Source organism: Microbacterium sp. VKM Ac-2870 (assembly GCF_015350795.1).
Lineage (GTDB): Bacteria > Actinomycetota > Actinomycetes > Actinomycetales > Microbacteriaceae > Microbacterium.
Window position 1 is genome coordinate 502,579 of the sequence record NZ_JADKSH010000002.1, and the last position, 12,199, is coordinate 514,777.

Here is a 12,199-nt window from a genome sequence, read left to right on the forward strand (position 1 = left end):
GGGGAAGCGGACGGGTACAGTGGCGCGCATGAGCGCTTCCCGGCCGTGGTCGGCGGCGGAGTCCGCCGCACTTCTGAGGGTGCCAACCGCCGCCGACGACAAGTATTCCCGCGGAGTGGTCGGGCTGCGTACCGGCTCGGACGCCTACCCCGGGGCCGCAGTCCTCGGCGTCGAAGCCGCGTGGCGGACCGGGGTGGGCATGGTGCGCTACCTCGGTCCGCGCCGCGCCGCCGACCTCGTGCTCCAGCGCCGCCCCGAGACGGTCACCGCCGACGGGCGCGTGCAGGCGTGGGTCGTCGGCTCGGGTACCTCGCCCGACAGTCGCAGCGACGCCGACACGGCCGCGGTGCGCGGCATCCTCGCAGGCAGTGTGCCCGTGGTGGTGGATGCCGGTGCCCTCGACCTCGTCGAGCGGGCGGCAGACCGGGGCGATGATCACCCGCCGCTGGTGCTGACACCGCACGACCGCGAGCACGCGGCGCTGCGGCGGCGCCTGGGACTGGCCGAGCCGACCGACCGGGAGGCCGGCGTCGCCGAGACGGCCGCCGTCACCGGAGCCACCGTTCTCCTCAAGGGGGGCACGACCCTGATCGCCACCCCCGACGGCGAACTGCGCTCCGTCACCGCGGGGGTCGGCTGGCTCGCGACGGCGGGAACGGGTGACGTGCTCGCCGGCATTCTCGGTGCCCTGCTCGCCGCGAACCCCGACCGTCCGGCCGGCGCCGCGTCGACCGCGGCGTGGCTGCACGGTCGTGCCGGCGCCGCGGCGTCCGACGCGCATGCCGGTGGACCCCTTGTCGCGCTCGATGTCGCGCACGCCGTGGCATCCGTCGTGGGGGAACTGATCTCGTCGCGCTGACGGGCATCCCTAGGATGGAGGGATGACGAGGCGGAGCGTGCTGTGGGCCGCCTTCCTCCTCGTGCATCTCGGTGTCGCTTGGCTCGGCTTCCTCATGCCGAATGAACCCATGGGCGACGTATACCGGGTGTACGAGCCCTGGTCGACGAACGCGCTCGAAGGGCACGGCATCGTCGGCATCGACCAATCGTGGGTGTACCCGCAGCTGGCGCTGCTGCCCATGCTGCTCGCCCACGCGTTCGCGTGGATCGCCGGCTACACCGTCGGCTGGGCGATCGTGGTGATCGCGGCGGATGCCGTGGCCTTCGCCGTGCTGATCGGGCGTGCGCGGTCGACCGGTCGCGTCACCGCCGCGTGGTTCTGGCTCTCCTACATCGCGCTGCTCGGACCGGTGGGCCTCTATCGCCTCGACGGCTTCACCGTGGCGATCGTGCTGCTCGGATGCCTGTGGCTGGTGGGCCGACCCTGGCTGGCGTCGGTGCTGCTGTCCGTCGCGACCTGGATGAAAGTGTGGCCGGCCGCGATCGTCGCCGCGGCGGTCATCGCCGTCCGCCGGCGCGGGGCACTTCTCGGTGGTGCGGTGCTGGTGAGCGCGGCGACACTGCTGATGGTGGCCATTCTCGGCGGTGGGGCGAACGCGTTCGGGTTCATCGGCGACCAGACCACGCGTGGCCTGCAGGTCGAAGCACCGATCAGCATGCCGTATCTCTGGGGAGCGTTACTGCACACTCCCGGATTCTTCGTCTACTACGACCAGCACCTGCTCACTTTCCAGGTGACCGGAACGCAGATCGATCCGGTCATCGCCGCCATGACGCCGGCCCTGGTCGTCGGAATGCTCGCCATCGCGGGGCTGGGGGCCGCCGCTCTCCTGCGCGGTGCGCGCTACGCGACGCTGTTTCCGACGCTGTCGCTGGCGCTCGTGCTCGGCTTCATCGTCTTCAACAAGGTCGGCTCGCCGCAGTACCTGTGCTGGCTGGTGCCGTCGGTCGCCATCGGGTTGGTGGTCGACCGCCGCCGATGGGTGACGCCGGCATCCGCCGCCCTGTTCTCGGCGTTGCTGACCCAGCTCGTCTACCCGCTGACCTACAACGGCGTCCTCTACCCGCAGGTCGTGCCCGTGAGCCTGCTGACTCTGCGCAACCTCGTGCTCTGCGCCCTGTTCGTCTGGATGGTCGCCCGGCTGATCGTGCTCGTCCGTCGCCCGCGTCGCGCTACCCTGCCTCTGCCCGTCGCGCCCGCGCCCGCCGTCGCCCTGCCCGACCTGATCTGACCTCACCGAAGGAGCCCCCATGATCGTCGCGTTCTCCGTCGCCCCCAGTGGCACGCCGCAGGAACATTCCGCCGCCGCCGACGGATCGGTGCACGACGCCGTCGCCGCCGCCGTCAAGGTCGTCCGCGAGTCGGGGCTGCCCCACCGCACCAGCTCGATGTTCACCGAGATCGAGGGGGAGTGGGACGAGGTGTTCGCGGTCGTGAAAGCGGCGACGGATGCCGTCATGCCGTTCGGCTCGCGCGTCTCGCTGGTGCTGAAGGCCGACATCCGGCCCGGACACACCGGCGAACTCGACGGCAAGCTCGAGCGCTTGGAGCAGGCGATCTCGGCGCTGGAGGCCGACACCGACCGGTAATATTGCCGGGTGATCTCCTCGACCCCGTCGAGGGGTGCGGCGATGTGGGCGCTCCTCTCGCTCGCCGTCGGCTCGTTCGGCATCGGCATGACCGAATTCGTCGTGATGGGCCTGCTTCCCAACATCGCCGCCGACCTCCTGCCCGCGACGTGGGCGTCCTCTCCCGAGGATGCCGTCGCCCAGGCGGGCTGGCTCATCACCCTCTACGCCCTCGGCGTCGTGGTCGGTGCGCCGACGATCGCCGCCGCTGTCGCCAAGTACCCGCGTCACCGCGTGATGCTCGGACTGGCGGCGGCGCTGACCATCGGCAACGCCCTCACCTTCGTGCTGCCGAGCTTCGGGCTCGTCGCGGCATCCCGTGTACTGGCCGGCCTGCCGCACGGCGCCTACTTCGGCATCGGAGCGCTCGTCGCCGCCGACGTGATGGGGCCGGGAAACCGTGCGAAGGGGATCGCCTTCGTGTTGACCGGGCTGACGGTCGCCAACGTCGTGGGCGTGCCGTTCGGCACCTTCCTCGGCCAGCAGTTCGGGTGGCGCGTCGCCTTCCTGGTGGTCGCGCTCATCTTCGCCCTCGCGACCGTGATGATCGCTCTGACCGTGCCCGCCCACGCCGGTGACCCGGGGCGCACCCTGCGGGCAGAACTGAGCGCTCTGCGTGTCGGGCAGGTCTGGCTCACGCTCGGCGTGGGCGCGATCGGGTTCGGCGGATTCTTCGCCGCCTACAGCTACGTGGCTTCGATCGTGACGAACGTCGCCGGTGAGCCGAGCACCATCGTGCCGATCGTCCTCATCGTGATGGGGCTCGGAATGACCGTCGGCAACCTCGTCGGCGGCCACCTCGCCGACCGCGACCTGCGCCGTACGCTGATCGGGGGGCTCGCGGCGTTGATCGTCGTGCAGGTGCTGCTCGCACTCACGGCGGGGTGGATCGTCGCGCTCGGCGTGTTCCTCTTCGCCGTCGGTTTCGTTTCGGCGGTGCTGAGCCCCACGATCCAGTCGCGGCTGATGGACGTCGCCGGCGACAATCAGTCGATCGCTGCCGCACTCAACCACTCGGCGCTGAACATAGGCAACGCGACCGGGGCCTTCCTCGGCGGTGTGGTGATCGCCGCCGGCTTCGGTTTCGTCGCACCTGTCTGGGTGGGAGCGGTGCTCGCGGCATCCGGGTTGCTGCTCGCGATCGTCAGCCTGCGACTCGAGACGCGCAGTTCCCTAAGCCGCGCGCTTTCCTGAGCGCCGGTGGGACCGCTCCCGCCACATCGACGAAATTCCGTGCGTGACATCCGCGCGAAGTGAGCGCTAACATTGCCACGCTGACATCGACGTCGGCAGCAGCGATGAAGCTCGTTCGGAAGGATCCCCGCACCGTGTCGAACCCGCGCACGCAAGCGCCGCCGCGCCCCCGCACCCCCTGGCTCGCCCTCGCGGCGGCGGCCGCATTGATCGCAGGCCCGCTGGCGGTGCCGGCCATCGCCGCGGCCGACACCGGACTGGTTGCCCACTATGAGCTCGATGAGACCGGCGCCGCCACTGTCGCCGCGGACTCGTCGGGCAACCACCGCGATGCCACCTACGTCGGCGGTCCCGCGCTGGCCGGCGGCGAAGGTGTGCGGCTCGACGGTACCGACGACTACATCAAGCTTCCCGACAATCTCATGGCCGGTCTCACCTCGATCACGGTCAGCACGGAGGCTCTCGTGCGGCCCGAGCAGGGTGGTTCCTACTTCATCTGGGGCTTCGGCAACACGGCCGGCGACGGCACCGGCAACGGGTATCTCTTCACGACGGGAAACGGCTACCGCGCCGCGATCTCCGACCGCAACTGGACCGGCGAGCAGGGCGTGAACAGCCGTGCCGACCTGCCGCGGGGCGTGTGGAAGACGCTCACGTACACGCTGGACTCGGCATCGAAGACGAGTCGCCTCTACCTCGACGGCATCGAGGTCGCCAGCAATACAAACACGACGCTGACGCCGGGGGCCATCGGTAACGGGGTCACCACCGCCGACTACATCGGGCGTTCTCTCTACAACGCCGACGCGCGCCTGGCGGGCAGCATCCGCGATTTCCGTGTGTACGACCGTGCGTTGAGCGCCAACGACGTCGCCGCGCTCGTGCCCACGTCTTCGGATCGGACGACACGCGACGCCGCCCAGCTCAGCCTCGGCGAGCTCGACGCGGTGACGGCCGATCTCACTCTGCCGACATCGGCGCCGAACGGCTCGACGGTGTCGTGGACGACATCCGATGCAGCCGTTGTCACCGCGGCCGGCACCGTCACCCGTCCTGCTGCCGCTCAGAGCGATGCCTCTGCGGTGTTGACGGCGACGCTCTCGCTCAACGGGTCTACGCAGCAGAAGACGTTCGATGTCACGGTGAAGGCGCTGCCGGACGACCTGGGTGTTGTCACCGCCGCCCTCGGCACGATTTCGATCCCGAACGCCGACGACGTCCGCGGCAACATCACGGTGCCGGCGTCGTCGGGTGACGTCGCTTTCAGCTGGGTGTCGAGCGACCCGTCGGCGGTCTCGACATCGGGTGTGGTGGTTCGCGGCGACGCAGATCGCGCCGTGACGCTTACCGTGACGGCTACGCGCGGCACAGTGACCCGCACGCGTGACATCGAGATCACTGTGCGCGCGGCGGCGAACATCGGCCCCTTCACGGGGTACACGTTCTCGTACTTCACGGGCAACAGCGTCGAGGGGGAGAACATCTACTTCGCTGCCAGCAACGGCAACAACGCCCTGTCCTGGAGCGACCTCAACGGCGGTCGCCCGGTGCTGACCTCGACATACGGCGAGAAGGGTCTGCGTGACCCGTTCATCCTCCGCTCGCCCGAGGGCGACACGTTCTACCTGATCGCGACCGACCTCTCGATCGGCCGCAACGGAGACTGGGGGCGTGCGCAGCGACAGGGCTCGAAGTACATCGAGGTATGGGAGTCGCACGACCTCGTGAACTGGAGCGCTCAGCGCCACGTCGAGATCGGCCCGGACAACGCGGGCAACACGTGGGCGCCCGAGGCGTACTACGACGACCAGCTCGGGGCCTACGTCGTCTTCTGGGCGGCATCGCTGTTCGGTGCCAACGACCCCGGTCACACCGGCGGCTTCTACCAGACGATGATGTACGCCACGACGCGTGACTTCGTCACCTTCAGCGAGCCCAAGGTCTGGCAGGACTTCGGCTCGTCGCGCATCGACTCGACCGTGCTGAAGGTCGGGGACACCTACCAGCGCTTCACGAAGGACGAGGGCAGCGTCACCGGCTGCACGGACATCATCCAGGAGTCCTCGAACAGCCTCACCGACACCGATGACCGCTCTCAGTCGGGCTGGAGCGCCACGAACCCGAACTGGAAGCTGGTCGACAGCTGCATCGGCCGCGACGCCGGCGTGCGCGGCGCCGTCGAGGGTCCGACGATCTTCGCCGCGAACCCCGGCGACACCTCGCCCTACACGTACTACCTCTTCGTCGACGAGTACGGCGGGCAGGGGTATATCCCGTTGGGGACGAACGACATCACCGCCCCGGATTGGAAGGTCGCGGGCGGAGCGAGCCTGCCGCGCAGCCCGCGCCACGGAACAGTCATGCCGGTGACGGCGAGCGAGCTCGAAGCATTGCGCGCACACCTGCCGGCCGGACCGGCCCCGGTGCAGGCGAACGACAAGGGCGAGGTGCTCCGCTACGACTTCACCGACGGTTCCGGCACCACCCTCCACGATCGCTCCGGCGCAGGCCGCGACGCGACGATCATGGGGGATGCCGCGTGGTCCAACGGCGCCCTGACGTTCGACGGGGCCAACGACTACGTCGACCTGCCGGACAACGTGCTGGCCGGCGTCAAAGATGTGACGGTGGATGCCGAGTTGCGCATCGACCCCGCGCAGGCGAACCCGTACTTCCTCTACGGGTTCGGCAACACCTCGGGCAACGAGGGCAGCGGCTATCTGTTCGCCACCGGCGACGGAACGTATCGGAGCGCGATCGCGCGTGGAAACTACACGACCGAACAGAACGCCCAGGCGGGCTCCGCGCTCCCGCGCGATCGCTGGGTGCACCTGACCTATACCCTCAGCGGCGGTACGGCGCGTCTCTACCTGGACGGCGTACAGGTGGCCGTGAACACCAACGTGACGGTCACTCCCGCCGACCTCGGCGGCGGCTACACGGCGGCGAATTTCATCGGCAAGTCGCTGTACGCCCCGGACAACCTGTTCCGCGGTCAGTATCGCGAGTTCTCTGTGTACAACCGAGCCCTCTCGCCGCAGGAGGTGCTCGATCAGTCGGGCAACCAGGAAGTCCTGGGAGCTGTGAGTCTTGCCGACGAGAGCGCTCTGAAGATGTCGCCGATCGTCGACAGCTCCACCCGCACGGTGACCTTCCCGGTCGTGCGCGGCACCGATCTGTCGAGGCTGCAGCCGGTGTATGCCACGGCATCCGGGGTCACCGCCTCGCCCGCGTCGGGGGGTGCTCGTGATCTCCGCTCGCCGTCGACCGTCACACTCAAGCGCGACGGCAAGGACGACGTGGTCTGGACGCTGAAAGCCGTCGAGGTGAAGAGCCCGGTGCTGACCGGTCTCTACGCCGACCCGAACATCGCGGTCTTCGGGGACACCTACTACATCTACGCGACGAGCGACGGCGTACCGGGCTGGGGTGGCAACACCTTCTATGTCTGGAGTTCCAAGAACCTCGTCGACTGGACGCGGTCGCAGCAGCCGTTCCTCACGCTCGACGGCCAGGCCGGCAACGTCCCGTGGGCTAGCGGCAACGCATGGGCGCCGACCATCATCGAGCGCGGCGGGAAGTACTACTTCTACTTCAGTGGCCATTCGCCCGAGCTCAATCGCAAGGTCATCGGGGTCGCTGTCGCCGACAGCCCCACCGGACCGTTCACGGCACAGCCGCAGCCGATGATCCGCAACGACGAGTCGGTGCAGACAGGGCAGGCGATCGACCCGGCGGCGTTCGAGGACCCGAAGACCGGGAAGTACTACCTCCTCTGGGGCAACGGCAGCCCGGTGTACGCCGAGCTTTCCGACGACATGACGAGCACCGTGCCGAACACGATCCGTTCGATCAGCGGGCTCCCGGACTTCCGGGAGGGCATCTTCATGAACTACCGCGATGGGCTCTATCACCTCACCTACTCGATCGACGACACGGGGTCTGCGGACTACCGCGTCGGCTATGCGACATCGACGAGCATGGACGGACCGTGGCAGTACCGAGGCGTGATCTTGCAGAAGGATGCGTCGCTCGGCATCCTGGGCACGGGTCACAGCTCGATCATCAATGTCCCCGGCACCGATGACTGGTACATCGCGTACCACCGCTTCGCCATCCCCGGTGGCGACGGAACCCATCGCGAGACGACGATCGATCGCCTCACGATCGGCTCTGACGGCACGTTCCAGTCCGTCACTCCGACGCTCTCGAGCGTCGACCCGGAGACCGTTCCGTCCGGACCGACGCCGACGCCGACGCCGACACCGACACCGGAGCCGACGCCGACACCGCAGCCGACGGCATCCGCGACGGCATCCCCGTCTCCGACCGTGTCCGCGTCGCCCTCTGCGTCGGTGGTGGTGTCGGCGTCGTCGGTGGAGCGTGGGGGGTCGGTGCGCGTGAGCGTGTCGGGGTTGCGTGCGGGGGAGCAGGTGTCGGCGGAGTTGCACAGTGATCCGATTCGGATCGGTGGTATTCCGGTGGCGGATGCATCGGGTCGTGTGGTGTTCGATGTGCAGGTGCCGTCGTCGCTGCCGGTAGGCGCGCACACGATCTTCGTGTGGGACGGCTCGGGTGCGCTGATCGCTCAGGTGACGCTGCAGGTGCTCCCCGACGGGCAGCTTGCGGTGACGGGTGCGCAGGTGCCGTGGGCGTTCGCGCTGTTCGCGGCGCTGCTGCTGATCGTCGGCGTCACCCTGCGCACGCTGCGACGTCGCGTGGCCGACTGACGGATGCGGTGGGGGTGGCCGTCGTCACCGCTCCCACCGGCTCCGCGCTGTGCCGGCTCAGCTCTGCAGCAGTCGCCGCAGGTGCGCGCCGACGGCGGCCGTCTCGATGAGGAAGCCGTCGTGGCCGAAGTCGCTGGAGAGCACGATCGCGCCGTCGTCGATGGTCGTTCGGATGCCGCGGGCGATGCGATGCTGTCCGTCGATCGGGAACAAGCGGTCGCTGTCGGTGCCGAGCACGAGGGTCGTCGCCGTCACGCGGGCAAGGGCATCTTCGACGCCGCCGCGGTCACGTCCCACGTCGTGCGAGTTCATCGCTTCGACGAGCGTGATGTACGTGTTCGCGTCGAAGCGTCGCGTGAACTTGTTGCCGTGGAAGTCGAGGTAGCTCTCGACCGCGAAACGTCCGCCGTGACCCAGCGGGCTCTTGCCCGACTGCCACGACCGCTGGAAACGCTGGTTGAGTTCGGTGGGGCTGCGGTAGTTGAGCAGGGCCATGCGCCGCGCGAGCGCCAGGCCGCGGTGGGGGCCCTCGCCGTCGGGGGCGTCGTAGTACTCGCCGTCGGCGAAGCGCGGGTCGATCTGGATCGCCTCGAGTTGCACGCCGTTGAGCGCGATCTGGTCGGCGGTGGTCGTCGGCGGCGACGACAGTACCGCGAGCCGCTCCACGCGCTCGGGCCATCCGACGCCCCACTCCAGGGCGTGCATGCCGCCCATCGACCCGCCGACGACGCCCGCCCAGACCTCGATGCCGAGGGCGTCCGCCAGTCGCACCTGCGCGGCCACCTGGTCGCGGATCGTGAGATACGGGAAGCGTCCCGCCCACTCGTAGCCGTCGGGCGCGATCGAGGACGGGCCGGTTGAGCCCTGGCATCCGCCCAGCATGTTCGGCGCGACCACGAACCAGCGGTCGGTGTCGATAGGCGCGCCCGGGCCGACGATGTCGTCCCACCATCCCGCCGTGGGATGCCCCGGCCCGGCCGGTCCACGCAGGTGGCTGTCGCCGGTCAGAGCGTGCAGCACCAGCACCGCATTGTCGCGGGCGGGGGAGAGCTCGCCCCACGTCTCGTAGGCGAGGCGGATGCCGGGGAGCTCTCGACCGCCCTCGGTCGTGAACGCGCCGAACGCGGCGAAGCGGCGGTCACCGGACGGGTCGCCGTCTCGCCACGCACCCGTCGCCGGCGGGCGGCCGCGCAGCAGGCGCGCGTCGGCCTCCGTGATCGGTGCGCTGGGCACCGTGTCTTCGGAGGTCTGCCAGTCCATGGCATCCATTCTTCTGGGTCGCGGCTAGCCGTGCCGCACTGTTACGGGCGCGAACTCCGCACAAATGCACGAACTCCGCATCCGGAAGCGGTTCCGGATGCGGAGTTCGCGGCATCCTGCGGAGTTGGCTCACTCCGGAGGCGTGGTGTACTCAGGCGCGCGCGGCCTCGGAGACCTTTCGCGCGGCGGCCAGCGCCTGCTCCAGGTCGGCCTTGAGGTCCGCGACGTTCTCCAGGCCCACCGACAGGCGGACGAGGCCCGGCGTGACGCCGGTGGTGAGCTGCTGCTCGGGCGTCAACTGCGAGTGGGTCGTGGATGCCGGGTGGATGACGAGTGAGCGGACGTCGCCGATGTTGGCGAGGTGGCTGAACAACTCCAGCGAGTTGACGAACTCGCGGCCGGCCGCCACGCCGCCCTTCAGCTCGAACGACAACACCGCGCCGACGCCCTTCGGGGCGTACCGGTTGGCGGCCGCGTACCAGGGCGAGGTGGGAAGGCCCGAATAGTTGACCGAGGCGATGTCGTCGTGGTTCTCGAGCCACTCGGCGATCTCCTGCGCGTTCTGCACGTGACGCTCGATGCGCAGCGACAGCGTCTCGATCCCCTGAATGAGAAGCCATGCGCTCTGGGGCGAGATCGCGGCACCCAGGTCGCGCAGCAGCTGCACGCGGGCCTTGATGACGTAGGCGAGGCCGTCGCCGACCGCCTGGGTGTATACCGCACCGTGGTACGAGGGGTCGGGCGTCGTCAGGCCGGGGAAGCGGTCGGCGTGCTGCGTCCAGGGGAACGTACCGCCGTCGACGATGGCGCCGCCGATGACCGTGCCGTGGCCGCCGAGGAATTTCGTGGCCGAGTGCACGACGATGTCGGCGCCGTGCTCGAACGGGCGGATCAGGTAAGGGGTGGCGATCGTGTTGTCGACGATGAGCGGCACACCGGCCTCGTGGGCGACATCGGCGACCGTGCGGATGTCGAGCACGTTGATCTGCGGGTTGCCGATCGTCTCGGCGAAGAACAGCTTGGTGTTGGGACGGACGGCGCGGCGCCACTCTTCGGGATCGTCCTGGTTCTCGACGAAGGTGACCTCGATGCCGAGCTTGCCCAGCGTGTACTTGAACAGGTTGTACGTGCCGCCGTAGATCGAACTCGACGAGACGATGTGGTCGCCGGCCTCGGCGATGTTGAGCACCGCGAAGGTCTCCGCGGCCTGACCCGACGCGACCACGAGGGCACCGGTGCCGCCCTCGAGCGCGGCGATGCGCTGCTCGACGACGTCCTGCGTGGGGTTCTGGATGCGCGTGTAGATGTTGCCGAACTCGGCCAGCGCGAACAGGTTCGCCGCGTGGTCGGCGTTGTCGAACACGTACGAGGTGGTCTGGTAGATCGGCGTGGCGCGCGCCTTGGTGACCGGGTCGGGCTGCGCGCCCGCGTGGATCTGCGTGGTTTCGAAACGCCAGTTCTCGGGTGCGGACATGTCGGGCTCCATCCGGGTGGTCGTGCAGGAGGTCGAGGGGCCGGGCGTGGATGCCGCGGCCACCACTGACAGTAGGGTTCGGCGTCGTTGTCAACAATGCGTGGGAAATGTGACGTAACGAAGGGGCTCGCGGCGGCATCCGCGACCGGTGACGTAGCGTGGAGGCATGACTTCACCGCAGGACGCTTCTTCGTCGCAGGGGACCGGTCGACGTGCCGTCGTGACGGGAGCAAGCTCCGGGATCGGAGCGGCGACCGTGCGAGCCCTCCGGGCGGCGGGGTGGGACGTCGTCGGCGTCGCCCGACGCGCAGAGCGACTGGCGGCTCTGGATGCCGAGGTCGGCTCAGCCTCGTTCGCGGCCGATCTGACGCACCCGGCCGACGTTGCGGCGCTCGCCGAACACCTCGCCGCGACCGGACCGCTGCACGCTCTCGTGCACATCGCGGGCGGCGCGCGCGGCACGCACCGCATCGAGGACGGCGACCCCGACGACTGGCGGTGGATGTTCGAGGCGAACGTGCTGTCCGCGCAGTTGGTCACCGCCGCGCTGCTGCCGCTGCTGCGAGCCGGCATCGGCGCGGACGGCCACGCCGACACGCTGTACGTGACCTCGACGGCCGCGCAGACCGCCTACCCCGGCGGGGCGGGCTACAACGCGGCGAAGGCGGGCGAGGCGATGCTGGTGCACGCGCTGCGCCTCGAGCTGAACGGCGAGCCGATCCGCGTCACCGAGGTCGCGCCGGGCATGGTCTACACCGAGGAGTTCACCCTCAACCGCCTCGGCGGCGACCGCGAGAACGCCGAAAAGGTCTACGAAGGCGTCGAGAATCCGCTGACCGCCGACGATGTGGCCGACGTGATCGCCTACGCGCTGAACGCGCCCGGCCACGTCAACCTCGACCTGGTGACGATGCGACCGGTCGCCCAGTCGGCGCAGCACCTGCTCGCCCGCGGCCACCTGCGCCCCCGAGGCTGACGTCCCCCTCGCCGAGACACGACCTGGCGCCCCAGA

Annotated in this window: 8 protein-coding genes; 6 read left to right on the plus strand and 2 right to left on the minus strand. The window is 69.3% G+C overall.

Features of this window, described 5'->3' with window-relative positions:
* Positions 1–28 precede the first annotated feature (28 nt).
* The 5 genes from ITJ43_RS06245 (at position 29) to ITJ43_RS06265 (ending at position 8,453) form a co-directional block, all read left to right on the plus strand.
* Positions 29–859: an ATP-dependent (S)-NAD(P)H-hydrate dehydratase gene (locus ITJ43_RS06245; RefSeq protein ID WP_194582955.1), complete on the plus strand. Its 831-nt coding sequence runs from the start codon at positions 29–31 to the stop codon at positions 857–859.
* 22 nt (positions 860–881) lie between these two features.
* Positions 882–2,132, plus strand: coding sequence for a glycosyltransferase 87 family protein (locus ITJ43_RS06250; protein WP_194582956.1), 1,251 nt, complete (start codon positions 882–884; stop codon positions 2,130–2,132).
* A 19-nt stretch (positions 2,133–2,151) separates the two neighbouring features.
* A complete protein-coding gene (locus ITJ43_RS06255) occupies positions 2,152–2,490 on the plus strand; it encodes a thiamine-binding protein (protein WP_194582957.1) in 339 nt (112 codons plus the stop codon).
* Positions 2,491–2,532: 42 nt separating this feature from the next.
* Positions 2,533–3,723, plus strand: a complete 1,191-nt coding sequence (locus tag ITJ43_RS06260; RefSeq protein ID WP_194583197.1) for an MFS transporter — start codon at positions 2,533–2,535, stop codon at positions 3,721–3,723.
* A 134-nt stretch (positions 3,724–3,857) separates the two neighbouring features.
* Positions 3,858–8,453 (plus strand): family 43 glycosylhydrolase, encoded by a 4,596-nt coding sequence (locus tag ITJ43_RS06265; protein WP_323741142.1) that lies wholly within the window; start codon positions 3,858–3,860, stop codon positions 8,451–8,453.
* Between the two features lie 57 nt (positions 8,454–8,510).
* On the opposite strand, the gene metX is transcribed toward ITJ43_RS06265, so the two are convergent.
* Both metX and ITJ43_RS06275 read right to left on the minus strand, forming a co-directional pair.
* A complete protein-coding gene (gene metX, locus ITJ43_RS06270; RefSeq protein ID WP_194582959.1) occupies positions 8,511–9,713 on the minus strand; it encodes a homoserine O-acetyltransferase MetX in 1,203 nt (400 codons plus the stop codon).
* Positions 9,714–9,864: 151 nt separating this feature from the next.
* Positions 9,865–11,187, minus strand: a complete 1,323-nt coding sequence (locus ITJ43_RS06275) for a bifunctional o-acetylhomoserine/o-acetylserine sulfhydrylase (RefSeq protein WP_194582960.1) — start codon at positions 11,185–11,187, stop codon at positions 9,865–9,867.
* 166 nt (positions 11,188–11,353) lie between these two features.
* On the opposite strand from ITJ43_RS06275, the gene ITJ43_RS06280 reads away from it, so the two are divergent.
* The gene (locus ITJ43_RS06280; RefSeq protein ID WP_194582961.1) at positions 11,354–12,163 is read left to right on the plus strand and encodes an SDR family oxidoreductase; all 810 of its coding nucleotides are present in this window, start codon (positions 11,354–11,356) and stop codon (positions 12,161–12,163) included.
* The last annotated feature ends 36 nt before the right edge of the window (positions 12,164–12,199 follow it).